Here is a 24,789-nt window from a genome sequence, read left to right as displayed (position 1 = left end):
CGCTGCCCAGGCCGCCGGTCCAGCTGTCGGACGTCCGTCTCGCTCCGGTGAGCGGTGCGGACGCCCCCTCGGCTGCCGCCCGAACACCGCTCGTACGCCGTCCGCGTGCGGTTCGGATGCCGTCCGGTGGGCTACCGGGCGGCGAGCGCCCGCTCCCCGGCCGCGCGCATCGCGGCCAGGGGTGCCTTCGGGACGCCCGTCATCTGTTCGACCTGGAGGACTGCCTGATGGACGAGGAGGTCGAGGCCGCCGACCACCTTGCCGCCGCGCTCGGACCAGGTGGCGGCGAGCGCCGTCGGCCACGGGTCGTACAGCACGTCGAAGAGGGTGCCGACGGTCGCGGGGACACCGGCCGCCAGCTCGTCGGTGCTGCCGGCGGGGGTGGTCGCGACCACCAGCGGCGCGGCGAAGGCCTCCGCCGCGTCGTCCCAGCCGGCGGTACGGACGTCCACGCCGAGCCGCTCGCCCCAGCCGCGCATCTCCCGCGCGCGCGCGTCGCTCCGTACGTACGCGGTGACGGGGCCCGCGCAGATCCGGGCGAGCGCCGCGAGCGCGGAGGACGCGGTGGCGCCGGCGCCGAGGATCGCCGCCGACTCCACCTTCTCGACGCCCCGCTCGCGCAGGGCGGCGATCATGCCGGGGATGTCGGTGTTGTCGCCGACCCGGCGGCCGTCCTCGGTGAGGACGACCGTGTTCACGGCCTCGACGGAGGCCGCCGTGTCGCTGATCCCGTCGAGCAGCGGGATGATCGCCCGCTTGAGCGGCATGGTCAGCGAGAGCCCCGCCCAGCTGCCGTCCAGCTCACCGACGAAGCCGGGCAGCCCGGCCTCGTCGACCTCGAAGCGCTCGTACGACCAGCCGTCGAGGCCCAGCTCGGCGTACGCGGCCCGGTGCAGGACCGGGGAGAGCGAGTGGGCGATCGGCGAACCGAGGACGGCCGCGCGGCGGCCCGTCTCACTGGTTCGTGCTGGCATTGAACTTGTCCTTCAGGAGGAGGAACTCGGCGTGCGTCTTGGCGAACTCTGTCTTGTTCATGCCGTCCGTAGCCACGAAGTAGATCCAGCCGTCGTTCGTGGGGCTGAGCATGGACGCCAGTGCCTCGTTACCCGGATTGCTGATCGGGCCGGGCGGCAGACCCTTGTGCTTGTACGTGTTGTACGGGTCGGTATTGGTCCGGGTCTCATTCTCGGAGATCTTGATCTCGCTCTGACCCTTGAGGTAGTTGAGGGTCGAGTCGAACTGGAGCAGCTGGAAGGTCTCCTGGTTGTCGGGCCGCAGGCGGTTGTAGATGACCTCCGCCATCTTGCTGAAGTCGTCGTCCGTCTTGCCTTCCGCCTGCACCATGCTCGCGACCGTCAGCAGGTCCCACGCGCTCTTGAGGCCGTGGTCCTTCGCCTTCGCCTCCAGGTCGAGCTTGGCGTACTCCTGGTTGGCACGCGAGACCATCTTGCGGAGCGCGTCCTCGGGTTTGCCGCCCTTGGCGACCGGGTAGCTCGCCGGGAAGAGGAAGCCTTCCAGCGGGTCCTTGATGTCAGGGTGGTTCTTGGCCCATTCGGGAAGTCCCAGCGAGCCCGCCTTCGCGAAGGCGACCTGCTTGGTGGTGCCCGCCTTGAGGTCGAGGCGCTTGTCGAGCTGGTCGTAGACCCAGGCGTTCCGCTTGCCTTCGGGGATGACGAGGTTGGCCTGGCTCACCGGGTTCAGCATCAGGCTCACCGCGCTGTCCGCCGACATCTCCTTCTTCAGCGTGTACACGCCCGCCTGGATGGAGAGGCCCTTCGGGTTCCGCTGCTGGGCCGAGACGAAGGCGTCGACGCTCTTGACCACGCCGGCCTTCTTGAGGATGTTGCCGATCTGATAGCCGCCCGAGTCCCTCGGGATCTCGACCTGGATGTCTCCGCTGCCGCCGCCCGCGTAGTCGGGCGCCGCACCGAACTGGCCCTGCCAGAACTGGTAGCCGAAGTAGCCGATGCCGCCCACGCCGCCCACCATGACGACCGCCACGACCAGGCAGGCCATGCCGTTCTTGCCTTTGCGTTTCTTCGTCTTGCTCCGGCGCTCGCGGTCGCCGCCGCGGGAGCCGCGACCGCGGCCGGGCTCCTCGCCGTCGTCCTCGTCGTCCGGTGCGTCCTCGCCGGTGAAGAAGGGGTGTTTCTCCTCCTCCGGCTCCGGACGCGCCTCTTCCTCGGGCTCCCAGTCGATCACCGGCTCCGGCGGGTTCTGCCGGCGGCCGGGAGGCTGTGGCGGCGGGTACGCCTCGGGGGTGCCGTAGAGGTCGGGGTTCTGGCCGCCGTACGGATCGGCGGGGGGCGTGCCGTAGGCCATCGAGGCCTGGCCCGTCTCCCAGTTGCCGTCGTACTGCTGTCCGAGATGTCCGGGCGTGTCGTAACCGCCCTGGTACGCCGCCTGTCCGTACTGCTGCTGCTCGTACGGCTGCTGCTGGTACTGCTGCTGCTGGTGCTGGGGGTCGACGTACCCCTGCGGCTGCTGCTGGTACTGCTGAGCCTGCTGCTGGCCGTGCTGCTGGTACGGGTCGCCCTGGTACCCCTGGCCGCCCTGACCTGCGTGACCGCCCTGCCCGTACGGGTCCTGGTAGACCTGACCGCCCTGGCCGTACTGGCTCGCCTGCTGCGGGTGCGGGTACTGCTGCTGCTGGCCCTCCCACCCCTGGTCCCCGTACAACGGGTCCCCGGGGTGCCACGGTTCGGAGCCGGGGCTCCGGCCATACTCAGTCATCGATCCCCAAAACGCCGCGAGGCTTCCGGACGATCCGCCTCTACGTAGTGCGGCAGCTGTTCGAACACCGCCGCAACGCGCGGAACGTTACCGTATCGCGATCAGATGACCACTTCGACGCCCTCACCGGGCGGATTACCTGATACCCGTTCGGACTCAAGAGCGTTCTGAAGGATGATCACAGCGGCGGCCTGGTCGATGACGGACCGCCCCTTCTTCGCCTTCACTCCGGAGGCCCGCAGCCCCTGGGTCGCGGTGACCGTGGTCATCCGCTCGTCGACCAGACGGACGGGGACCGGAGCGATCCCGCGCGCCATCTCCCCGGCGAAGGCCCGGACCTTGGTCGCGGCCGGGCCCTCCCGCCCGCTGAGCGAGCGGGGCAGGCCCACGACGACCTCGATGGGCTCGTACTCCTCGACGATCTGGCGGAGCCGCCGGTGGGCGGCCGGGACGTCGCGTCCCGGCACGGTCTCCACCGGCGTCGCGAGGACCCCGTCGGGGTCGCACGAGGCGACCCCGATCCGGGCGTCCCCGACGTCCACCGCGATACGGCGTCCGCGGCGCATCGTCACGCCGTCTCCGTCACGAGGCGCTCGACGGCGGCGATGGCCTCGCCGACGGCCGCCGGATTCTGGCCGCCGCCCTGGGCGACGTCCGGCTTGCCGCCGCCACCGCCACCGAGGGTCTTGGCGGCCGTGCGGACCAGCTCGCCGGCCTTGAGACCGCGCTCACGGGCGGCCTCGTTGGTGGCGATGACCGTCAGCGGCTTGCCGTTGACGGTGGTGAACAGGGCGACGACGGCCGGCCGGCCGCCGGAGATCCGCCCGCGCACGTCGAGGACCAGCCTGCGCAGGTCGTCGGCGCCGGTGCCGTCCGGGACCTGACCGGTCACCAGGGCCACCCCGCGGACGTCCTGGGCGGAGTCGACGAGACCGGCGGCGGCCTGGAGGACCTTCTCCGCGCGGAACTTCTCGATCTCCTTCTCGGCGTCCTTGAGCTTGCCGAGCATGGCGGAGATCTTCTCCGGCAGCTCCTCCGGGCGGCCCTTGACCAGCTCCTGGAGCTGGGCGACGACCGTGTGCTCCCTAGCGAGGAAGTTGTACGCGTCGACGCCGACGAGGGCCTCGATACGGCGCACGCCGGAGCCGATGGACGACTCGCCGAGCAGCTTCACCAGGCCCAGCTGGGCGGTGTTGTGGACGTGCGTGCCGCCGCACAGCTCCTTGGAGAAGTCGCCGATGGTCACGACGCGCACCTTCTCGCCGTACTTCTCGCCGAACTCGGCGATGGCGCCCTGGCGCTTGGCCTCGTCGATCGGCATGACCTCGGCGTGGACCTCCAGCTCGCGCGAGAGGACCTCGTTGATCTTCTGCTCGACGTCGGTGAGGACCGCGCCCGGGACGGCGTTCGGCGAACCGAAGTCGAAGCGGAAGCGACCGGGCTGGTTCTCCGAACCGGCCTGGGCGGCCGTCGGGCCGAGGGCGTCGCGCAGGGCCTGGTGCGTCAGGTGCGTGGCGGAGTGGGCGCGGGCGATGGCCCGGCGGCGGCGCACGTCGATGGCGGCGTAGGCGGTGGCGCCCACGGTCACCTCGCCGACCTGCACGGAACCCTTGTGCACGGAGACGCCCGGGACGGGCTGCTGGACGTCGCGGATGTCGATGACGGCACCGCTGTGCAGCCTGATCCGGCCCTGGTCGGCGATCTGGCCGCCGCCCTCGGCGTAGAACGGGGTGCGGTCGAGGACGACCTCGACCTCGTCGCCCTCGGAGGCGGCCGGCGAGGGGACGCCGTTCACGAGCAGACCGACGACCGTGCTCTCGCCCTCGGTGTTGGTGTAGCCGGTGAACTCGGTGGCGCCGTTCCCGTCGGCGATCTCCCGGTACGCGGTCATGTCGGCGTGACCGGTCTTCTTGGCCTTGGCGTCGGCCTTGGCGCGGTCCCGCTGCTCCTTCATCAGGCGGCGGAAGCCGTCCTCGTCCACGGAGAGGCCCTGTTCGGCGGCCATCTCCAGGGTGAGGTCGATCGGGAAGCCCCAGGTGTCGTGGAGCAGGAAGGCCTTCTCGCCGGCGAGGATCGTGCCGCCGGAGGCCTTCGTCTCGGTCACCGCGGTGTCGAGGATGTTGGTGCCGCCCTTGAGGGCCTTGAGGAAGGCGGCCTCTTCGGCGAGGGCGACGGTCTCGATGCGCTTGCGGTCGGTGACCAGCTCCGGGTACTGCTCGCCCATCGTGTTGATCACGGTGTCGACGAGTTCCTGGACGACCGGTCCGGTGGCGCCGAGCAGACGCATGTTGCGGACGGCGCGGCGCATGATGCGGCGCAGCACGTAGCCGCGGCCCTCGTTGCCGGGGGTCACGCCGTCGCCGATGAGCATCACGGAGGTGCGCATGTGGTCGGCGACCACGCGCAGCGAGACGTCACTGTCGTGGGCCTTGCCGTAGGCGACACCGGTCAGCGCGGTGGCCTTGTCGATGACGACCTGGAGGGTGTCCGTCTCGTACATGTTCTGGACGCCCTGGAGGATCATCGCCAGGCGCTCGAGGCCGAGGCCCGTGTCGATGTTCTTCGACGGCAGCTCGCCGAGGATCGGGAAGTCGTCCTTGCCGGAGCCCTCGCCGCGCTCGTACTGCATGAAGACGAGGTTCCAGATCTCCACGTACCGCTCGTCGTTGACGGCGGGGCCGCCCTCGACGCCGAACTCGGGGCCGCGGTCGTAGTTGATCTCGGAACAGGGGCCGCAGGGTCCGGGGACGCCCATCGACCAGAAGTTCGGGCCCATGCCCAGGCGCTGGATGCGCTCGGCCGGGACGCCGACGACGTCACGCCAGATCTGCTCGGCCTCGTCGTCCTCCTGGTAGACGGTGATCCAGAGCTTCTCCGGGTCGAGACCGTAGCCACCGTGCTCCACCGAGCTGGTCAGCAGCTCCCAGGCGAGCTTGATGGCGCCTTCCTTGAAGTAGTCGCCGAAGGAGAAGTTGCCGCACATCTGGAAGAACGTGCCGTGGCGGGTGGTCTTGCCGACCTCTTCGATGTCGGGCGTGCGCACGCACTTCTGCACGCTGGAGGCGCGCGAGAACGGCGGCTTGACCTCGCCCAGGAAGTAGGGCTTGAAGGGCACCATGCCGGCGGGGACGAGCAGCAGAGTCGGGTCGTCCGCGATGAGCGACGCCGAAGGGACGACGGTGTGCCCGCGCTCCTCGAAGAAGCTCAGCCAGCGGCGGCGGATTTCAGCCGACTCCATCAGTGGTCCTCATTCCGGTTGTACGAGATCGTGGGGATTGAATGCGTGGTGGGGTGCGAGGTGGGGCCGAGCGCGGCCCTGCGGCGCGGCTCCGGGAGCTCCCGGCCCTGGGCGGGGCCCGGGTCGACGGGTGCGTCGAGGCCGAGCGCCTCTTCCAGTTCGGCTTCCCGCTGGACCATGCCCGCCCTCACGTCGAGGGCGAAGTCCTTGAGCCGGTGGCCGGTCTCGAGCGCCTTGTTCGCCGCCTGGGCCGCGAGGCTCTCGGGGGTCAGCTGCTTGAGCTTCCGGTTGACCTTGGTGGTGGCCCACACGCCGGCGGCTGCGCCGGCCGTGAACCAGAACGTGCGGCGGAACATCGCGGTTCAGCCCTTCTGCTTCCGGCGTCGCGAGGACGGCACGGTACGGCCGACGATCACAGTACGTCGCGCGGAGGCCCTCGGCACGTCCTCGCCGTCCCGCTCCCGGCCGAGCGCCTTGCGCACGCCGTAGCCGAAGGCGGCGACCTTGACGAGGGGGCCGCCGAAGGTGGAGGCGACGGTGGAGGAGAGCGCGGAGGCGTTGGAGGTGACCTCCTGGACGTCCGTGGCGATGGCGTCGACCCGGTCGAGCTGGGTCTGTGCCGAGCGCACGGTCGCGGAGGCGTCGGCCAGCAGGGGAACGGCCTGCTCGGTCACGTCCGCCACCAGCTTGGTGGCCGCCCTGAGCGTCTGGGCCAGCCTCACCAGCACCACGGCGAGGAAGGAGACCAGGATCGCCCAGAAGACGGCCACCAGGATCCCGGCAACCTCTCCACCGGTCACTCTGCACCGCTCTCTGCTGTCGTTGGGCCCTTGCTGAAATTCGTCCTCCGACCCTATCGCGCCACGGCCGTCCCGCCGTACCGCATTAGCGCCCGTGGGGCGGTGGTCGCGGGAACCGATTGTACGGAGAGCGTCCGGGTCGGTACGCTCCGTGTCCCATGCGACGGAGCAATCTCCCGGCGGAGCTGAACCGGTTCGTCGGACGGGCCGCCGAGCAGGCCGCACTGGCGGCGCTCCTCGACACATCCCGCCTGGTCACGGTCGTGGGCGTGGGGGGCGTCGGCAAGACCCGGCTTGCGCTGCGCGCCGCCCACGGGGTGCAGAAACGCTACGGCGACGGGGTCCGGCTGGTCGGCCTCGCGGCCCTGCGCGACGACGGCCTGGTCGAGCACGCCCTGGTCGAGGCGTTCGGCCTGACCGACCACACCCCGCGGGCGCCGCGCGAGGTGCTCCTCGACCATCTCGCGGAGCGCCGGACGCTACTGGTCGTGGACGGTTTCGAGCATCTGGTGGCGCCCTGTGCGGCGCTGGTGCGGGAGCTGCTCGAACACGCTCCCGGGCTGACCGTCCTGGCGGTCGGCCGCCGGCCGCTGCGGGTGGCGGGCGAGGCGGTGTTCCCGCTGGCGCCGCTGGCCGAGGAGGACGCGGTGGCGCTGCTGGCCGAGCGGGCGGCGGAGGCGGGAGCCCGGCCCCTGCCGGGCGCCGGGCACGCGCCGCTCGCCTCCGGCACGGAGGCCGTACGCGAGCTGTGCCGCCGGCTCGACGGGATCCCGCTGGCCCTCGAACTGGCGGCCGGACGGCTGCCCCTGCTCTCCGTCGAGCAGATGCTGCACCGGCTCGACGACCGGTTCCGGCTCCTCACGGACGGGGCGCGCGGGGCGCTCCCCCGCCATCAGACGCTGCGTACGGCGATCGGCTGGAGCCATGAGCTGTGCACCCCGGAGGAGCGGCTGCTCTGGGCGCGGCTCTCGGTGTTCCCCGGCCCCTTCGACCTGGAGGCGGTGGAGTACGTGTGCGGCGGCCCGGAGCTGCCGCCCGAGCGGGTCCTCGACCTGCTCGGGGGGCTGCTCGCGCAGTCGCTGCTGACCCGGGAGGACACGCCGGTCGGTCCCGCGTACCGGATGCTCGACACGGTCGCCGCGTACGGGGCGGAGTGGCTCGCGGCGCTCGGCGACACGGAGCGGATGCGGCGGCGCCACCGCGACTGGTACATGGGCCTCGCGACCTGGTGCGAGCTGGAGTGGTTCAGTCCGCGCCAGGCCGAGGTGGCGGTCCGTACGGAGGCGGCTCTCCCCCATCTGCGGGCGGCCCTCGACCTGTCTCTGGAACTCCCGGAGGAGACACACCTCGCCCAGCACCTGGCGGGCACGCTCTGGTTCGTGTGGGTGGGCTGCGGGCGCCTCTCGGAGGGCCGGCACTGGCTGGAGCGGGCGCTCGCGCCGGAGTCCGGGCACGAGGAGGCGCGGCTGAAGGCGCTGTGGGTGCTCGGGTACGTGACCGTCCTCCAGGGGGACGGTACGGCGGCGGTGGCGGCGCTCCACGAGTGCGGGGAGCGGGCGCGGTCCTCGGGGAACGCCCTCGCGGAGGCGTACGCGACGCACCGGATGGGCTGTCTGGCGCTGCTCACGGACGATCTGCCGCGGGCCGAGGAGCTGATCGGCCGGGCGCTCGTCGGGTACCGGAAGCTGGGCGAGCTGAACAGCAACGTGCTGATGGGGCAGATCGAGGTGGCGCTCGCGCGGGCCTTCCGGGGCGACCTGGAGGGGGCGGTGGCCCGCTGCCGGGAGGTCCGGGAGATCTGCGAGGAGCGGGGCGAGCTGTGGAGCCGGGCGTACGCCCTCTACGTCCTGGGGTACGCGGCGTGGACGCGGGGCGCGTACGGGGAGGCGCGGGAGCTGCTCACCGAGAGCGTCCTGATCAACCACACCTTCCGTGACCTGGTCGGGCTGGTGCTGGCGGTCGAGCTGCTGGCACTGGTGACGGTGTACGAGGGCGATCCGGCGGGGGCCGCGGTCCTGCAGGGGGCGGCGTTGCCGATGTGGGACACGGTGGGCGTCCGGCTCTTCGGTTCTGCGGCGTTCGACGGGGTGCGGACGCTGTGCGAGCAGCGGGCGACGGAGGCGCTGGGGCCGGTGGCGTACGGCCTCGCGTTCCGGGAGGGCCAGGGGCTGTCGGCGGCGGAGGCGGTGGAGCGGGCGCTCTCGGCCGGCCGGAGCCCGGCCGTCGGCGGCCCGGCGGAGTCGTCCGCCCCGCGTCCCTTCCGTACGGCGAGGGCGGCGGCGGTCCCGGGAACGCGGAAGCCCGCCGGCTCCCCCACCGGTAAGGGCGGGGAAGCGGCGGGCTGAACACCGCGTGGGCGGTACTACTGCCGTGCTGGGATCAGCGGGCGTAGTACTCGACGACCAGCTGCTCGTCGCAGATGACCGGGATTTCCTTGCGGTTCGGGTCGCGGTCGAGGCGGAAGGCCAGGGCCTTCAGGTTGACCTGCAGGTAGCGCGGGGTCTCGCCGTCGGCGGCGAAGCCACCCTCGCGGGCCATCTCGAACAGCGGCTTGGTGCGGCTGCGCTCGCGGACCATCACGACGTCGTCGGGACGGACGCGGAACGACGGCTTGTCGACCTTGCCACCGTTGACCTGGATGTGGCCGTGGACGACCATCTGACGGGCCTGGTAGATGGTGCGGGCGATGCCCGAACGCAGGACCAGGGCGTCGAGGCGACGCTCGAGCTCGACGACCAGCGCCTCGCCCGTCTTGCCTTCGGCCTTCTTGGCACGGTCGTAGGCGCGCGCCATCTGGCGCTCGCTGATGTCGTACTGGGCGCGCAGACGCTGCTTCTCGAGCAGACGGACCTTGTAGTCCGAGTTCTGCTTGCGGCCACGGCCGTGCTCGCCCGGCGGGTAGGGGCGGGCCTCGAAGTACTTGACGGCCTTCGGGGTCAGCGCGATGCCGAGGGCACGCGACTTCTTGACCTTGGGACGGGACTGGTTCGGCATGAACCAACCTCTCTATCTGAACGAAACGGCTTCACCAGGGTTAGGGGAGGTCGCATCCGCAGCCGGGAAACCTTCCGGGTCCGTACGGGACGGACCTGTCGGGCAGCCGCTCCCAGGTCTGGGCACATACGTGCAGCACGCGGACGACCCATCGCCGGTCCCGGGAACCGGGGGGTGATGGGTGGCACGCGACACCTTCGAAGGTGCGCGACGCTCCTGGAAACCCCGCCCGAGGGCCGGGTCTCCGGCTGACTGTCCCGTTCTGGTGGTGCCGACCGGGGCCGGGCACGGGACGCAGCAATCCGGACCAGTGTACCGGCTCCGGAGAGCACCCTCGCACCGGGTCCGCCGTCCTACTCGTCGCCCTTCAGACGCGCTCTCACCCGCTCCACCACGTCCGCGTACCGCGCCTCCGCGCCGTAGCGGGTGGGTTCGTAGTACTGCCTGCCGTGGATGGTGTCCGGCGCGTACTGCTGGGCCGCGATGCCGCCCGGCACGTCGTGCGGGTACACGTACCCCTGGGCGTGGCCGAGCTTGGCCGCGCCCTTGTAGTGGCCGTCGCGCAGATGCGGCGGGACCGGGCCCGCGAGGCCGCCCCGCACGTCGGCGAGGGCGGCGCCGATCGCGGTCGTCGCCGCGTTCGACTTGGGGGCCAGGGCCAGGGCGATGGTCGCGTGGCTCAGGGTCAGGGCCGCCTCGGGAAAGCCGATCATGGCGACGGCCTGGGCGGCGGCGACGGCGATCGGCAGGGCGTTGGGGTCGGCGAGGCCGATGTCCTCGCTCGCGGAGATCATCAGCCGCCGGGCGATGAACCGGGGGTCCTCCCCCGCCTCGATCATCCGCGCCAGGTAGTGCAGGGCCGCGTCCACGTCCGAACCGCGGATCGACTTGATGAGCGCGCTGGCCACGTCGTAGTGCTGATCGCCGTCCCGGTCGTACTTCACGGCCGCGCGGTCCACGGTCTCCTCGACCGTCTGGAGAGTGATCTCCGGCTCGCCCTTGGCGATCGCCGCGCCCGCCGCGGCCTCCAGGGCGGTCAGGGCGCGACGGGCGTCGCCGCCCGCGACGCGGAGGAGGTGGGCCTCGGCGTCCGCCGGGAGGGTCACCGCGCCGCCGAGCCCGCGCTCGCCGGTGAGCGCCCGCGCCATCAGGCCGCGCAGGTCGTCGTCGGTCAGCGGCTCCAGGGTGAGGAGCAGCGAGCGGGAGAGGAGCGGGGAGATGATCGAGAAGTAGGGGTTCTCGGTGGTGGCGGCGATGAGCGTCACCCAGCGGTTCTCCACGGCGGGCAGCAGCGAGTCCTGCTGGGCCTTGGAGAAGCGGTGGATCTCGTCGAGGAAGAGGACGGTCTCCTTGCCGTAGCCGCCGACCGCGCGCCGCGCCCCGTCGATGACGGCGCGGACCTCCTTGACGCCGGCGGTGATGGCCGAGAGCTCCACGAACCGCTTGTTGGTCGCCTTGGAGACCACGTACGCCAGGGTGGTCTTGCCGATGCCCGGCGGCCCCCAGAGGATCACGGAGGAGGCTCCGGCCGGGCCGCCGTCGCCGTCCCCCACGAGCCGGCGCAGCGGTGATCCGGGCTTGAGCAGGTGCTTCTGGCCCACCACCTCGTCGAGGGTGCGCGGGCGCATCCGGACAGCCAGCGGGCTGCTGGCCGGATCCTTCTCCTGGCGGTCTTCGGCTGCTGCGGTAAAGAGGTCGGGCTCCACAGTCATGAAGCCTAAGTCAGGGCACTGACAGGGCCGTCACCCGCGGCCGGTCCGTCAGCTGGTCCAGAAGTCCCACCAGCGGGTCAGGATCAGCATGCCGATGATCCCGATGTGCAGGACGGGCAGGATCCAGGTGAACTCGTCGAAGAAGGTCCTGAGGCCGCGCGGGGCGGGGATGACGCCCTTGCGGACGTTGTGCGAGGTCACGTACCAGAACATGACGATGGTGGCGACCCAGGCCAGGCAGCACCAGAGGCAGAGCGAGTTGATCTCGTACAGCGACTCGTACATCAGCCAGGTGCAGAAGCCGACACCGAACAGGGTGCCGGCGTTGAGGCCGAGCCAGTACCAGCGGCGGTAGCGGGCACCGGCGAGCAGGCCCACGCCGATCGCGATCACCATGGCGTACGTCACGAGGCCGAGCATCGGGTTCGGGAAGCCGAACACCGAGGCCTGCTCGCTCTTCATGATGTTGCCGCAGGAGACGATCGGGTTGAGGCTGCACCCCGGGGTGAAGTTGGGGTCCTCCAGCAGCTTGAACTTGTCGATCGTGATGATCCAGGCGGCGAGCACCCCGGCCGCCCCGGTGATCACCAGCAGCCAGGCGAAGGCCTTGCTCGCCCCTATCGTGCCGACGCCGTTCCCGCCGGACGCGGCCTCGTCCACCGCTGCCTTCGTCATGTCGCCTTTTCCCTCGCTCGCGGGCCGTATGGGCATGGTCATTCTGCCGTACGGGTCACCGACTCCACCGTTCGAGGGACATAAGTGAAGCCGGTGTAAGGATCACGCGAAGGGGCCCGGTCCACGCGTGCGCGTGGACCGGGCCCCTTCGAAGCGTGACGGCAGGTCAGATCAGCTTGCCCCGCACCGCGTCGAGCAGGTCGTCCAGGGTGACCGCCTGCTGCTCGCCGGACTCCATGTCCTTGAGCTGGACGACGCCCTCGGCGAGGTCGCGCTCGCCGGCGACGACGGCGAGGCGGGCGCCGGAGCGGTTGGCGTCCTTCATGGCGCCCTTGAGGCTCTTGCCGCCGAAGGCGAAGTCGGCTGCGATCCCGGCCCTGCGCAGCTCGGTGACCTTGCCGAAGAGCAGGCGCCGGGCCTCCTCGCCGATGGCCACCGCGAAGACGCTGGTGACGGCGGGGATGTCGAGCTCGACGCCCTCCGCCTCCAGGGCGAGGACCGTACGGTCGACACCGAGCGCCCAGCCCACGGACGGCAGCGCGGGGCCGCCGATCATCTCGGAGAGGCCGTCGTAACGGCCGCCGCCGCCGACCGCCGACTGCGAGCCGAGACCGTCGTGGACGAACTCGAAGGTGGTCCGGGTGTAGTAGTCCAGGCCGCGCACCAGCTTGGCGTCGTCCTCGAAGACCACGCCCGCCGCGGTGATCAGGGCGCGCACCTCGGCGTGGTACGCCTTGCAGGCCTCGCAGAGGTAGTCGCCCAGGAGCGGCGCGCCGACCAGCTGCTTCTGCACGGACTCGCGCTTGTCGTCGAGGACCCGCAGCGGGTTGATCTCGGCGCGGCGCAGGGTCTCCTCGTCGAGGTCGAGACCGCGCAGGAAGGTCTGGAGCGCCTCGCGGTAGACGGGGCGGCACTCCTTGTCGCCGAGCGAGTTGAGCAGGATGCGGAAGTTCCGCAGGCCCAGCGAGCGGTAGGCCTCGTCGGCCAGGATGATCAGCTCGGCGTCGAGCGCCGGGTCCTCGGCGCCGATCGCCTCGGCGCCGACCTGCGAGAAGTGCCTGTAACGGCCCTTCTGCGGGCGCTCGTAGCGGTAGTACGAGCCGGAGTACCAGAGCTTCACCGGCAGGTTGCCCTGCTTGTGGAGGCTGGCCTCCAGGGCGGCGCGCAGCACGGACGCGGTGCCCTCCGGCCGCAGCGCGAGCTTGCTGCCGCCCTTGGTCTCGAAGGCGTACATCTCCTTGGTCACGATGTCCGTGGACTCACCGACGCCGCGGGCGAAGAGGTTCACGTCCTCGAAGCCGGGGGTCTCGACGTAGCCGTAGCCGGACTTCCGCAGCGGGGCGGAGATCGCCTCGCGGACCGCCAGGTAGGTGGCGGAGTAGGGCGGGATCAGGTCGTACGTGCCCTTGGGGGCCTTGAAGGTGCTCACGAAAGTCGTCACATTCCTCGTCGGGGAGCCTTCGTGCTCCCGAGGCCGGCAGCCACGTCCCGCAGATACGGGTTGGTGGCACGCTCCTGGCCGATGGTCGTCTGGGGACCGTGTCCCGACAGCACCACGGTCGAGTTGTCGAGCGGCAGGCACACACGGGCCAGCGAAGCGAGCATCTCGTCCATGTCACCGCCGGGAAGGTCGGTGCGTCCGACGGAGCCGGCGAACAGCAGGTCCCCGGAGAAGAAGACGGAGGGGATCTCCGTGGTCTCCGGCATCCTGAAGGTCACCGACCCCTTGGTATGACCGGGCGCGTGGGCGACGGAGAAGTCCAGACCGGCGAGCTTGAGCTCGGCGCCGTCGGACAGTTCTCGTACGTCGTCGGGCTCTCCGACGGTCAGCTCGCCCATGAGGGGCATCCCGATGGAGCGGCCGAGGGCCTTCTCCGGGTCGCTCATCATGTAGCGGTCGGACGGGTGGATCCACGCGGGGACGTCATGGGCCCCGCACACCGGGACGACGGAGGCGACGTGGTCGATGTGTCCATGGGTGAGGACGACGGCGACGGGCTTGAGCCGATGCTTCTTCAGCGTCTCCTCGACACCCTGGGCGGCCTGGTGGCCCGGGTCGATGATCACGCACTCCTCGCCTGCGGCGGGGGCGACCAGGTAGCAGTTGGTCCCCCAGGCCCCGGCGGGGAACCCGGCAATCAGCACGTTCGTCCTTAGTTGTCGTCCGGCACGGGCGCGGAAATCGCGGGAAACGCGGGATCCAGCAGATCAGAGCCTACCGGCGGTGCCGCTTCCACAGCCAACCCGTATACGGTACGGGCACATCCGGCCAGGACAGGAACAGACGAGCGACAGGAGCGGAACCGGTGGTCACCAGCGATCAGCGGCGGCGGCAGCTTGCCAGGGAGAAGTACGCGCGGCAGCAGCAGCGGCGGCAGGAGAACCGCCGCAAGGCGAAGCAGCGCAACGTCGTCATCGCGGCCGCCCTCGCGGTGGTCCTCGCGGCGGGCGGCGCCGTCTACGCCTCCGTGGCACTGACGGGCGACGACCCCTCGAAGGGCTCGGACAGCGCGGCGAGCGACACGCCCAGCACCCCGGCGCCCTCGCAGAGCGAGTCGGCGGGCCCGGAACCGAAGATGGCCGTGGACACCAAGGCCACGTACGCCATGGCGCTCACGACGAACCAGGGCGCCGTGACGATCACCATGGACGCGGCGAAGACCCCGCGCACGGTGAACTCCTTCAAGCACCTGGCCGACAAGAAGTACTTCGACGGGACCAAGTGCCACCGGCTCACCACCCAGGGCATCTTCGTGCTCCAGTGCGGTGACCCCAAGGGCGACGGCACGGGCGGCCCCGGCTACACCATCCCGGACGAGAACCTGGGCGCCCTCGGCAAGGCGGGCGCGGACGGCTCGGTGACCTTCCCGGCCGGCACCGTGGCGATGGCCAACACCGGGCAGCCGGGCAGCGGCGGCTCGCAGTTCTTCCTCGTCTACAAGGACACCAAGCTGCCGCCGACCTACACCCCGTTCGGGAAGATCGACGCGGCCGGCCTCAAGGCGGTCCAGGACGTGGCGAAGGACGGTGTCGAGGGCGGCGCCACCGACGGCGCCCCGAAGAAGGCCGTCACCATCGCGAAGGCGACCGTCACGAAGAAGTGAGCCGGGGGTCCGCACGCGGGCGTGACCGTCGAATCTCGGTCGCGCTGAGTGCGGACAGCCGGGCCGCCGTTCGCCTAGATTGGCGTTGTGCAGCGTTGGGCCGTCGGCCGCGCTGCGGATGGCGGGCGAGGCCCGCCGGGAAACTGTGGACGATGCCCGGGGGGTACGACCCCGCGACGGCATCATGGTGAGGAGGCGCTGTGAGCAGCGACCCGTGGGGCCGCGTCGACGAGACGGGCACCGTGTACGTGCGGACGGCCGAGGGCGAGAAGGTCGTCGGATCGTGGCAGGCCGGCACCCCTGAGGAGGCCCTGGCCTACTTCGAGCGCAAGTACGAGGGCTTGGTTGTCGAGATCGGCCTCCTCGAGAAGCGGGTGAGGACCACCGACCTCTCGGCGAAGGACGCCACCGCGGCGATCGAGCACATCCGGCAGCAGGTCGACGAGCACCACGCCGTCGGCGACCTGGCCGCGCTCGCCGCCCGGCTGGACAAGCTCGTGGAGACGGTCGACTCGCGCCGCGAGGAGCGCAAGGCCCAGAAGGCCAAGCAGACCGACGAGGCGCGCGGCGCCAAGGAGAAGCTCGTCACGGAGGCCGAGGAGCTGGCCCAGAGCGAGCAGTGGCGCTCCGCGGGCGAGCGGCTGCGGGCCCTGGTGGACACCTGGAAGGGCCTCCCCCGGCTCGACCGCAAGTCCGACGACGAGCTGTGGCACCGCTTCTCGCACGCCCGCTCGGCGTTCTCGAAGCGCCGCAAGGCCCACTTCGCCTCGCTGGACGCCCAGCGCGAGGACGCCCGCAAGGCGAAGGAGCGTCTGGTCACCGAGGCGGAGTCGCTGTCGAACTCCACCGACTGGGCGAACACGGCGGCCCGCTACCGCGACCTGATGACGGAGTGGAAGGCGGCCGGCCGCGCCCAGCGCGAGCACGAGGACGATCTGTGGAACCGCTTCCGCGGCGCCCAGGACGTCTTCTTCGCGGCGCGCGGCGAGGTCTTCGCCGAGCGGGACGCGGAGCAGACCGAGAACCTCAAGCTCAAGGAGGAGCTCGCGACCGAGGCCGAGAAGCTGCTGCCGGTGACGGACCTGAAGGCGGCGCGCGCGGCCTTCCGTTCCCTCAACGAGCGGTGGGAGGCCATCGGCCACGTCCCGCGTGACGCCCGTCCCAAGGTCGAGGGCCGGATGCACACGGTGGAGCGGGCGATCCAGGAGTCCGAGGAGGCCGAGTGGCGCCGGACGAACCCGGAGGCACGCGCGCGTGCCGCGGGTCTGACCGGTCAGCTCCAGGACGCGGTCGAGAAGCTGCGCAAGCAGATCGACGCGGCCCGTGCCGCCGGCAACGACTCCAAGGCCGACAAGCTCTCCCGTGAGCTGGAGGGCCGTCAGGCCCTGCTCGACCAGGCCTTGAAGGGCCTGGAGGAGTTCGGCGGCTGAGTCCGCAGCTCTTCGCGTACGAGGAAGGCCCCTGGCAGCGCTCGCCGGGGGCCTTCCTCGTACGTACCGGCTACGGGCGCCGGGCGCTGGTCACGCGGTACACGTCGTAGACGCCCTCCACGCCCCGTACCGCCTTCAGGACGTGGCCCAGGTGCTTCGGGTCGCCCATCTCGAAGGTGAAGCGGGAGGTGGCCACCCGGTCGCGGGAGGTCTGGACGGCCGCCGAGAGGATGTTGACGTGCTGGTCCGAGAGGACCCGGGTGACGTCCGAGAGCAGCCGGGAGCGGTCCAGCGCCTCGACCTGGATGGCGACGAGGAAGACGGAGGACTGGGTGGGGGCCCACTCGACCTCCAGGATCCGCTCGGGCTCCCGGGACAGCGACTCCACGTTGACGCAGTCGCTGCGGTGGACCGATACGCCGCTGCCGCGGGTGACGAATCCGATGATCGGGTCGCCGGGCACGGGGGTGCAGCAGCGGGCCAGCTTCACCCAGACGTCCTCGACGCCCTTGACGACGACACCGGGGTCGGCGCTGGAGCGGCGCTTGGAGCGGCCCCGGGTGGGCGGCGACGCCTCGTCGATGTCCTCGGTGGCGGCCTCCTCGCCGCCGAGGGCCTGGACCAGCTTCTGCACGATGGACTGGGCGGTGACATGGCCCTCGCCGATCGCCGCGTACAGCGAGGAGATGTCGCTGTAGCGCAGCTCGTGAGCGAGGGTGACGAGGGAGTCGCCCGTCAGGATCCGCTGGATCGGCAGGTTCTGCTTGCGCATGGCCCGCGCGATGGCGTCCTTGCCCTGCTCGATGGCCTCGTCGCGGCGCTCCTTGGAGAACCAGGCGCGGATCTTGTTGCGAGCGCGCGGGGACTTGACGAAGCCGAGCCAGTCGCGGGAGGGCCCGGCTCCGGCCGCCTTCGAGGTGAAGACCTCGACCAGGTCGCCGTTGTCGAGGGTCGATTCGAGCGGCACGAGCCGGCCGTTGACCCGCGCTCCTATGGTGCGGTGGCCGACCTCGGTGTGGACCGCGTACGAGAAGTCGACGGGGGTGGCGCCGGCGGGCAGGGCGATGACGTCGCCCTTGGGCGTGAAGACGAAGACCTCGTTGCGGGAGAGGTCGAAGCGCAGGGACTCCAGGAACTCGCTGGGGTCCTCGGTCTCCTTCTGCCAGTCGAGGAGCTGGCGCAGCCACGCCATGTCGTTGAGGTGGTCGTCCTTGCCGGCCTTCTTGGGCACGTCGGCGCGGACCTTGGAGGCTCCGGCGACGGCCTCCTGCTTGTACTTCCAGTGCGCGGCGATGCCGTACTCGGCCCGCCGGTGCATGTCGAAGGTGCGGATCTGGAGTTCGACGGGCTTGCCGTTGGGTCCGATGACCGTCGTGTGCAGCGACTGGTACATGTTGAACTTCGGCATCGCGATGTAGTCCTTGAACCGGCCGGGGACCGGGTTCCATCGCGCGTGGACGGTGCCGAGGGCCGCGTAGCAGTCGCGGACGGTGTCCACGAGGACGCGGATGCCGACCAGGTCGTAGATCTCCGCGAAGTCACGGCCGCGGACGATCATCTTCTGGTAGACGCTGTAGTAGTGCTTGGGGCGGCCGGTGACGGTGGCCTTGATGCGGGCGGCGCGCAGGTCTGCCTGGACCTCGTCGGTCACTATCGCCAGGTACTCGTCCCGCTTGGGGGCGCGCTCGGCGACGAGCCGGACGATCTCGTCGTACATCTTGGGGTAGAGGATCGCGAAGGCGAGGTCCTCCAGCTCCCACTTGATGGTGTTCATGCCCAGGCGGTGGGCCAGGGGCGCGTAGATCTCGAGGGTCTCGCGGGCCTTCTTCTCCTGCTTCTCCCGCTTGAGATAGCGCATGGTGCGCATGTTGTGCAGGCGGTCGGCGAGCTTGATGACCAGGACGCGCGGGTCCTTGGCCATGGCGACGACCATCTTGCGGACGGTCTCGGCCTGCGCGGCCTCGCCGAACTTGACCTTGTCGAGCTTGGTGACGCCGTCGACGAGCAGGGCGACCTGGTCGCCGAAGTCCCGGCGGAGGGTGTCGAGGCCGTACTCGGTGTCCTCGACGGTGTCGTGCAGGAGCCCCGCCATGAGGGTCGCCGGGTCCATGCCGAGCTCGGCGAGGATCGTGGTGACGGCGAGCGGATGGGTGATGTACGGGTCGCCGCTCTTGCGCTTCTGGCCGCGGTGCCAGCGCTCGGCCACCTGGTAGGCCCGCTCGATCTGGCGGAGCGTGGCCGTCTCGATCTTGGGGTCGTTCGACCGGACGATCCGCAGCAGCGGTTCGAGGACCGGGTTGTACGGGGAGGACCGCTGGACACCGAGCCGGGCGAGGCGGGCGCGGACGCGGTTGGAGGAGCCCCCCGAGCGGGTGGGCGCGGCAGGGGCGGGCCGCACGGGCGCGGGCGTCGGTGCCGGGGCCTCGGGGGCCGGGGCGGGCTCGGCAGGCGGGGGCCCGGTCTCCGCGGGCTTGTTCTGGGGCGTGCCGGTCCCCGGCGCGGCCTTCTCGGCCTTCGGGTCGGGCTGCGCGGCGGAGAGTGACTGGGCCTCGTCTGGCAAGAAGCGCTCCTCTGGCGGTCCCCCCGGACGGAGTCTGGGGGAGGTTCCGGGTCCCCCGGTCAGGCCCGGAAAACCCATGGTATCGAGCCAACAGTGCCCCCGCTCACGCGCCCGGGTTTGGACGGCTCCCAGGCGGGCATCGCCGCGGCGGCCGGGGCACGTCCGGGAGAACGCGAAGGGGCGCTCCGGGGATTCCCCGGAGCGCCCCTGTCGGGGTGAACCCCGATGTCAGACCGTGATCAGTGCCGTGAGCGGTGCCCCGCCGAGCGCGGGTTCAAGCCGGGCGCGGCCCGGCAGGAAGCCGAGCTCCATGAGGACCGCGACGCCCGCGACCTCGGCGCCCGCGCGGCGGATGAGCTCGATCGAGGCCTCGGCCGTGCCGCCGGTGGCGAGGACGTCGTCGATGACCATGACGCGGTCGCCCGCCGCCAGGTCCTCGGCGTGCACCTCGATCTCGGCGGTGCCGTACTCCAGCTCGTACGCCTGGCGGAGCGTGGCCCCGGGGAGCTTGCCGGCCTTGCGGACCGGGATGAATCCCAGGCCCGCGCGGACGGCCACCGGGGCGGCCAGGATGAAGCCGCGCGCCTCCAGACCGACGATCTTCGTCGCCCCGTGCGCGGAGCACAGTCCGGCGAGGACGTCGGTGAGCGCCGTGAACGCCGCCGGGTCCGCGAGCAGCGGCGTGATGTCCTTGAACAGCACGCCCGGCTTCGGGTAGTCGGGGACGTCGCGGATGCGGCTGAGCAGGAGCCCGGTGACGTCCCGGGCCTCGGCGGTCATCCTCGGTGCTCCTGGGTGCGACCGCGGCGGCCCGCGCGCGGCCCGACGACGGCCGCCTCGGCCGCTTCGGACAGCTCGTCGGTGCCGTCGTAGGACTCGCCCTTGGCGGCAGCGCTGGCCCGCTTGGCGAGGATGCGCTTCTTGAGGGCCTTGATCGCCGGCTCGCGCTCCTTGAGGTCGGCGACCAGCGGGGTGGCGATGAAGATCGACGAGTACGCACCGGCGGCGAGACCGACGAACAGCGACAGCGAGATGTCGTTGAGCATGCCGGCGCCGAGGACGCCACCACCGATGAAGAGCAGGCCGGCGACCGGCAGCAGCGCGACGACGGTGGTGTTGATCGAACGGACCAGGGTGCCGTTGATCGAGCGGTTGGCCAGCTCGCTGTAGGTGAAGCGGGTCTGCTTCGTGATGTCCTTCGTCTGCTCCTTGAGGGAGTCGAAGACGACGACGGTGTCGTACAGCGAGTAGCCGAGGATCGTCAGCAGGCCGATGACCGTACCGACAGTGACCTCGAAGCCGACCAGCGAGTAGATGCCGACCGTGATGGTGAGGTCGTGGATGAGCGCGACGAGCGCCGCGATCGCCATTCTCCACTCGAAGGCGATGGCCAGATAGATCACCACGAGGATCATGAAGACCCCGAGGCCGGTCCAGGCCTTGTTGGCGATCTGCTCACCCCAGCTGGGGCCGACCAGCTCCGCCGCGATCTTGTCCTCGGGGACGTTCAGGTCCTTGGCGAGCTCCGCGCGGACCTGGTCGGACTTCTCGGTGTCGAGACCGCCGACCTGGATGCGCAGGGAGCCGTTGCCGAGCTGCTGGACGATCGCGTCGTGGCCGGAGGCCTCTTCCGCGTACTCCTGCGCCTGGCTGACGGAGACTTCCGACTTCGGGGTGGTGAAGACCGCGCCGCCCTGGAACTCGATGCCCATGTTGAGGCCGCGGACGGCCAGGGCGACGATGGCGGTGATGGTGATCAGGATGGACAGGCCATACCAGATCTTGCGGTTGCCGATGAAGTCGTAACCGACCTCACCGCGGTGGAGCCGGGCGCCGAGATCGCCGAGCTTCGACATCTCACGCCTCCTTCGGGTCGACAGGGCCAGCGGCAGAGGCATTGGCACGGCGGGTGCGGCGCAGCGGCGGCTTGGCGCCGAGTCGCTTCGGGTCCAGGCCGGACCAGGCGTGGCCGTTGCCGAAGAACTTGGTCCGCGCGAGGAGCGTCATGACCGGCTTGGTGAAGAGGAACACCACGACGACGTCGAGCAGGGTGGTCAGGCCGAGCGTGAACGCGAAGCCCTGGACCTTGCCGACGGTGACGAGGAAGAGCACGGCCGCGGCCAGGAACGACACGAAGTCGGAGACCAGGATGGTGCGGCGGGCACGCGGCCAGGCGCGCTCGACGGCCGGGCGGAGCGTGCGACCCTCACGGAGTTCGTCGCGGATGCGCTCGAAGTAGACGATGAACGAGTCCGCGGTGATACCGATGGCGACGATGGCACCACAGACGGCCGGCAGGTTCAGCGCGAAGCCGATGGCCGGGCCGAGCAGGGCCATGAGCACGTAGGTGAGCAGTGCCGAGACGCCGAGGCTGAGGATCGCGATCAGCGACAGGCCGCGGTAGTAGGCCACCAGGTAGATGATGACGAGACCGAGGCCGATGGCACCGGCGATCAGACCGGCCTGCAGCTGGTCACCGCCGAGGGCGGCGGTGACGGTGTCGACGCTCTGGGTCTGGAAGGCGAGCGGCAGGGCGCCGTAGGACAGGATGTTGCCGAGGTCCTGGGCGGACTGCTGGTTGAAGCTGCCGGAGATCTGCGCGCTGGCGCTCAGCGTGGTCTGGACGCGGGGCGCGGAGACGACCTCGCCGTCCAGGACGATCGCGAACTGGTTCTGCGGCTCGGTCTGCTGCGAGAGCTTGCTGGTGATCGACTGGAACTTCTTCGAGCCGGCGCCCGTGAACTCCATGTCGACGATCCACTGACCGCTGCGCTGGTCGATCGCGGCCTTGGCGTTGTCGACGTCCTTGCCCTCGACCTCGGCCGGGCCGAGGAGGTACTTCTCCCACTGGCCGATCGCGTTCTTGCCACAGGCGACGGCCGGCTGGGCCGGCAGGACGCCCTGACCGGCAGCGGTCCGCTGCTTGGGGTCGAGGCAGTTCAGGGTGGTGAACTTCTGCTCCAGCGCCGCGGTGGCGGGGTCCGGAGTCGGCTTGGCCTTGGGGGTCTCCGTGGCCTTGGGGGTCCCGGTGGGCGTGGGGCTCGGGGCCTTGAGGGCCTCGGTGACCGCGCGGCCCTGCGTGGAGGCGGTGGCCGTCGGAGTGGCCGACTTCTCGCCCACCGTCGCGCCGGAGGCGGACGGCTTCGGCGGGGCCGACGGGGAGCCGGAGGCGGTACCGGTCGGCATCGGCTGCGGCGCGGCGGCCGCGACGGCGAGGACGGGCCGGAAGTAGAGCTGGGCGGTGGTACCGACCTGCTCCCGGGCCTGCTTCTCGTTCGTCCCGCGAGGAATGTTGACGATGATGTTCTCGCGGCCCTGCGTCTGGACCTCGGCCTCGGAGACACCGAGACCGTTGACACGCCGTTCGATGATGCTGACGGCGGTGTTCATGTTGGTCTCGTTGACCGCCGACTCCTGGCCCGGCTCAGCCTTGGCCTTGAGCGTGATCGACGTACCGCCGGCGAGGTCGATGCCCAGGCGCGGGGTGGTGTGCCCCGACCAGAACATCCCGCCGGTGAGCGCGACCATGGCGATCAGGATGAGTGCCAGGGCGCGGCCCGGCCGGCTCTGTCCCCCCGCCGGCCTTCGGCCCTTCTTCGGTGCTGCCACCTGTCGTATCTCCCTGTCCAACCGTCCCGCGCCGGGTGTGCGCGAGACGGCCACGAAGTGTGTGTGGGGACCATCCCCCGCAGACCTGGAACCGTTCGGGGGACCGCGCGCGCCGGTGGGCGTGCGCGGTGTCCCCGGCCGCGACTACTTCGCGTCGGTCTCGCCGTCGGTCTTGCCGTCCTTCTGCCCCTCGGTGGCGGCCTCGGCCGCGTCCGACTTCTTGGTCAGGTCGGCCTTGGGCGCCGCGTCCTCGACGGTCTCCGTGGCCTCGGCCTCGGTGGCCTCGGTCAGCGAGGAGGCGTCGTCCGGGACGACGGTGTCGGTGTCCGACTCCTCGTCGTCGCCGTGGACGATCCGGTTGTACTCGGAGTCCTCCAGGACCGCACCGATCGAGTTCTTCGCGTAGACCGCGTGCACGCCCGGCGCGACCTCGAGGAGGACGGTCTCGTCGCCGATCTCCTTGACGGTGGCGTACATCCCCCCGATCGTGCGCACGCCGGTGCCGGGCTGCATCTCGTTGCGCATCTGCGCCGCCGCCTGCTGCTTCTTCTTGGCAGAGCGGGTCATCAGGAACATGGCCCCGATGAGGACGATGAAGGGGAGGAGGGTCACGATGCTCACGGGACGGGTTTCCTTCGCACGGTCGCGGAGAACCCGCGGCCTGATCTTCGGGGGTGGGCGCGCCGACCGGAAAGGGCGGCATCGGCGGAGTCTAGGCGAGTCCGCATCGATGGAACAACGTCCAGCATCGCACCCCGGTTCCTGTCCGGGCGAGTGTCGGCACCGTCACGCCCCGAAGAGCCCCTGTTGTCCCTTTCCCCCGCCGCCCGGGCCCGCTGCCTGCGGCGGAACGAGTCCGAGGTGCGCCCATGCCGCCGGAGTGGCGACCCGGCCACGGGGTGTACGGGCCAGCAGGCCTTCGCGTACGAGGAAGGGTTCGGCGACCTCCTCGACGGTCTCGCGCTCCTCCCCGACGGCCACCGCGAGGGTGGAGAGACCGACCGGACCGCCGCCGAAGAGCTTGAGCAGGGCCTCCAGGACGGCCCGGTCGAGGCGGTCGAGGCCGCGGCCGTCGACCTCGTACACGCTGAGGGCGGCCTCGGAGATCTCCCTGGTGATCACTCCGTCGGCCCTGACCTGCGCGTAGTCGCGGACGCGGCGGAGCAGCCGGTTGGCGATACGGGGGGTGCCGCGGGAGCGGCCCGCGATCTCGGCGGCTCCGGCGGCGTCGATCTCGACGTCGAGGAGGCCGGCGGAGCGGTGGATCACGCGCTGCAGTTCGGCGGGGTCGTAGAACTCCATGTGCCCGGTGAAGCCGAAGCGGTCGCGCAGCGGGGGCGGCAGGAGGCCGGCCCGGGTGGTGGCGCCGACCAGGGTGAAGGGCGGGAGTTCCAGCGGGATGGCGGTGGCGCCGGGGCCCTTGCCGACGATGACGTCGACGCGGAAGTCCTCCATCGCCATGTAGAGCATCTCCTCGGCGGGCCGGGACATGCGGTGGATCTCGTCGAGGAAGAGGATCTCGCCCTCCTGGAGGGAGGAGAGGATCGCGGCGAGGTCTCCGGCATGCTGGATGGCGGGGCCCGAGGTGATGCGGATCGGCGCGTTCATCTCGGCCGCGATGATCATCGAGAGGGTGGTCTTGCCGAGGCCGGGGGCGCCGGAGAGCAGGACGTGGTCGGCGGTGGCACCGCGCTGGCGGGCGGCCTTGAGGACCAGGTCGAGCTGCTGGCGGACCTTCTCCTGGCCGACGAACTCGCTGAGGTCCTTGGGGCGCAGGGCCGCCTCGACGGCCTGGTCGTCCCCCTCGGCGGAGGCGCCGACGATGCGCGCCTCGGCGTCGGTGGCCTCGGCGGTGATGTCGTCGTCCCAGTTCACGGTGGATGCCTTCTCGTTCGTACGGCCTGGTCGGCCGGGGTGCCTCCCCCGGTCCCGGC

20 protein-coding genes are annotated in these 24,789 nt (G+C 70.9%); 3 read left to right on the top strand and 17 right to left on the bottom strand.

The features are described from left to right. Nucleotides 1-131: 131 nt before the first annotated feature. The 6 genes from ABT154_RS11325 to ABT154_RS11300 form a co-directional block, all read right to left on the bottom strand. Nucleotides 132-974 carry a shikimate dehydrogenase gene (locus tag ABT154_RS11325; protein WP_351855745.1) on the bottom strand — a complete coding sequence of 281 codons (843 nt, stop codon included), beginning with the start codon at nt 972-974 and terminating at the stop codon, nt 132-134. Further along, nucleotides 955-2,733 carry an endolytic transglycosylase MltG gene (gene mltG / locus ABT154_RS11320; RefSeq protein WP_351855742.1) on the bottom strand — a complete coding sequence of 593 codons (1,779 nt, stop codon included), beginning with the start codon at nt 2,731-2,733 and terminating at the stop codon, nt 955-957. Before mltG ends, ABT154_RS11325 begins: the two co-directional genes overlap by 20 nt. A gap of 101 nt (nt 2,734-2,834) precedes the next feature. Further along, nucleotides 2,835-3,299: a Holliday junction resolvase RuvX gene (ruvX, locus tag ABT154_RS11315; protein ID WP_056566744.1), complete on the bottom strand. Its 465-nt coding sequence runs from the start codon at nt 3,297-3,299 to the stop codon at nt 2,835-2,837. A 2-nt stretch (nt 3,300-3,301) separates the two neighbouring features. Then, on the bottom strand, nt 3,302-5,971 hold the full coding sequence (gene alaS, locus ABT154_RS11310) for an alanine--tRNA ligase (protein WP_351855739.1): 2,670 nt from the start codon (nt 5,969-5,971) through the stop codon (nt 3,302-3,304). Beyond that, nucleotides 5,971-6,327: a DUF6167 family protein gene (locus tag ABT154_RS11305; RefSeq protein ID WP_317874437.1), complete on the bottom strand. Its 357-nt coding sequence runs from the start codon at nt 6,325-6,327 to the stop codon at nt 5,971-5,973. Before ABT154_RS11305 ends, alaS begins: the two co-directional genes overlap by 1 nt. 6 nt (nt 6,328-6,333) lie before the next feature. After that, nucleotides 6,334-6,771, bottom strand: coding sequence for a DUF948 domain-containing protein (locus ABT154_RS11300; RefSeq protein WP_351855735.1), 438 nt, complete (start codon nt 6,769-6,771; stop codon nt 6,334-6,336). A gap of 158 nt (nt 6,772-6,929) precedes the next feature. On the opposite strand from ABT154_RS11300, the gene ABT154_RS11295 reads away from it, so the two are divergent. Beyond that, complete coding sequence (locus ABT154_RS11295; protein WP_351855732.1) at nt 6,930-9,116, top strand: ATP-binding protein; 2,187 nt, start codon at nt 6,930-6,932, stop codon at nt 9,114-9,116. Between the two features lie 34 nt (nt 9,117-9,150). Here ABT154_RS11295 and rpsD read toward each other — a convergent pair whose 3' ends face one another. The 5 genes from rpsD to ABT154_RS11270 all read right to left on the bottom strand — a co-directional run bounded on the left by rpsD (nt 9,151) and on the right by ABT154_RS11270 (nt 14,297). After that, complete coding sequence (gene rpsD / locus ABT154_RS11290; protein WP_015032311.1) at nt 9,151-9,765, bottom strand: 30S ribosomal protein S4; 615 nt, start codon at nt 9,763-9,765, stop codon at nt 9,151-9,153. A gap of 353 nt (nt 9,766-10,118) precedes the next feature. Beyond that, the gene (locus ABT154_RS11285; RefSeq protein WP_351855802.1) at nt 10,119-11,471 is read right to left on the bottom strand and encodes a replication-associated recombination protein A; all 1,353 of its coding nucleotides are present in this window, start codon (nt 11,469-11,471) and stop codon (nt 10,119-10,121) included. A 54-nt stretch (nt 11,472-11,525) separates the two neighbouring features. After that, nucleotides 11,526-12,152 (bottom strand): vitamin K epoxide reductase family protein, encoded by a 627-nt coding sequence (locus tag ABT154_RS11280; protein WP_351855729.1) that lies wholly within the window; start codon nt 12,150-12,152, stop codon nt 11,526-11,528. A 166-nt stretch (nt 12,153-12,318) separates the two neighbouring features. Next, nucleotides 12,319-13,581 (bottom strand): histidine--tRNA ligase, encoded by a 1,263-nt coding sequence (hisS, locus tag ABT154_RS11275; protein WP_351855726.1) that lies wholly within the window; start codon nt 13,579-13,581, stop codon nt 12,319-12,321. A gap of 8 nt (nt 13,582-13,589) precedes the next feature. Continuing rightward, nucleotides 13,590-14,297 (bottom strand): MBL fold metallo-hydrolase, encoded by a 708-nt coding sequence (locus ABT154_RS11270; protein ID WP_317874442.1) that lies wholly within the window; start codon nt 14,295-14,297, stop codon nt 13,590-13,592. Nucleotides 14,298-14,458: 161 nt separating this feature from the next. On the opposite strand from ABT154_RS11270, the gene ABT154_RS11265 reads away from it, so the two are divergent. Together ABT154_RS11265 and ABT154_RS11260 are read left to right on the top strand one after the other, a co-directional pair. Then, nucleotides 14,459-15,256, top strand: a complete 798-nt coding sequence (locus ABT154_RS11265) for a peptidylprolyl isomerase (protein WP_351855723.1) — start codon at nt 14,459-14,461, stop codon at nt 15,254-15,256. A 200-nt stretch (nt 15,257-15,456) separates the two neighbouring features. Continuing rightward, the gene (locus ABT154_RS11260; RefSeq protein WP_351855720.1) at nt 15,457-16,686 is read left to right on the top strand and encodes a DUF349 domain-containing protein; all 1,230 of its coding nucleotides are present in this window, start codon (nt 15,457-15,459) and stop codon (nt 16,684-16,686) included. Nucleotides 16,687-16,756: 70 nt separating this feature from the next. Here the strand turns inward: ABT154_RS11260 and ABT154_RS11255 are convergent, their stop codons facing one another. From ABT154_RS11255 to ruvB, 6 genes are all read right to left on the bottom strand, one after another. Beyond that, nucleotides 16,757-19,246, bottom strand: a complete 2,490-nt coding sequence (locus ABT154_RS11255) for a RelA/SpoT family protein (RefSeq protein ID WP_351855718.1) — start codon at nt 19,244-19,246, stop codon at nt 16,757-16,759. Between the two features lie 228 nt (nt 19,247-19,474). Next, on the bottom strand, nt 19,475-20,026 hold the full coding sequence (locus ABT154_RS11250; RefSeq protein ID WP_351855715.1) for an adenine phosphoribosyltransferase: 552 nt from the start codon (nt 20,024-20,026) through the stop codon (nt 19,475-19,477). Beyond that, nucleotides 20,023-21,102 (bottom strand): protein translocase subunit SecF, encoded by a 1,080-nt coding sequence (secF, locus tag ABT154_RS11245; RefSeq protein WP_351855713.1) that lies wholly within the window; start codon nt 21,100-21,102, stop codon nt 20,023-20,025. Before secF ends, ABT154_RS11250 begins: the two co-directional genes overlap by 4 nt. Nucleotide 21,103: 1 nt before the next feature. Next, nucleotides 21,104-22,855 carry a protein translocase subunit SecD gene (gene secD, locus ABT154_RS11240; RefSeq protein ID WP_351855711.1) on the bottom strand — a complete coding sequence of 584 codons (1,752 nt, stop codon included), beginning with the start codon at nt 22,853-22,855 and terminating at the stop codon, nt 21,104-21,106. Between the two features lie 144 nt (nt 22,856-22,999). Continuing rightward, nucleotides 23,000-23,476 carry a preprotein translocase subunit YajC gene (gene yajC / locus ABT154_RS11235; protein WP_351855708.1) on the bottom strand — a complete coding sequence of 159 codons (477 nt, stop codon included), beginning with the start codon at nt 23,474-23,476 and terminating at the stop codon, nt 23,000-23,002. 165 nt (nt 23,477-23,641) lie between these two features. Beyond that, nucleotides 23,642-24,730, bottom strand: coding sequence for a Holliday junction branch migration DNA helicase RuvB (gene ruvB, locus ABT154_RS11230; RefSeq protein WP_351855706.1), 1,089 nt, complete (start codon nt 24,728-24,730; stop codon nt 23,642-23,644). Nucleotides 24,731-24,789 lie beyond the last annotated feature (59 nt).

This window comes from Streptomyces sp. NPDC001728, from assembly GCF_040297565.1.
Taxonomy (GTDB): domain Bacteria; phylum Actinomycetota; class Actinomycetes; order Streptomycetales; family Streptomycetaceae; genus Streptomyces.
Note: the sequence above shows the minus strand (reverse complement) of the source record. Positions and strands in the feature narration are given on the sequence as shown.

Bases quoted from the DNA above. Each gene is read 5' to 3' on its own strand.
- ABT154_RS11325 (WP_351855745.1), bottom strand. From the start codon at position 974: ATGCCAGCACGAACCAGTGAGACGGGCCGCCGCGCGGCCGTCCTCGGT.
- mltG (WP_351855742.1), bottom strand. From the start codon at position 2,733: ATGACTGAGTATGGCCGGAGCCCCGGCTCCGAACCGTGGCACCCCGGG.
- ruvX (WP_056566744.1), bottom strand. From the start codon at position 3,299: ATGCGCCGCGGACGCCGTATCGCGGTGGACGTCGGGGACGCCCGGATC.
- alaS (WP_351855739.1), bottom strand. From the start codon at position 5,971: ATGGAGTCGGCTGAAATCCGCCGCCGCTGGCTGAGCTTCTTCGAGGAG.
- ABT154_RS11305 (WP_317874437.1), bottom strand. From the start codon at position 6,327: ATGTTCCGCCGCACGTTCTGGTTCACGGCCGGCGCAGCCGCCGGCGTG.
- ABT154_RS11295 (WP_351855732.1), top strand. From the start codon at position 6,930: ATGCGACGGAGCAATCTCCCGGCGGAGCTGAACCGGTTCGTCGGACGG.
- rpsD (WP_015032311.1), bottom strand. From the start codon at position 9,765: ATGCCGAACCAGTCCCGTCCCAAGGTCAAGAAGTCGCGTGCCCTCGGC.
- ABT154_RS11280 (WP_351855729.1), bottom strand. From the start codon at position 12,152: ATGACGAAGGCAGCGGTGGACGAGGCCGCGTCCGGCGGGAACGGCGTC.
- ABT154_RS11250 (WP_351855715.1), bottom strand. From the start codon at position 20,026: ATGACCGCCGAGGCCCGGGACGTCACCGGGCTCCTGCTCAGCCGCATC.
- secF (WP_351855713.1), bottom strand. From the start codon at position 21,102: ATGTCGAAGCTCGGCGATCTCGGCGCCCGGCTCCACCGCGGTGAGGTC.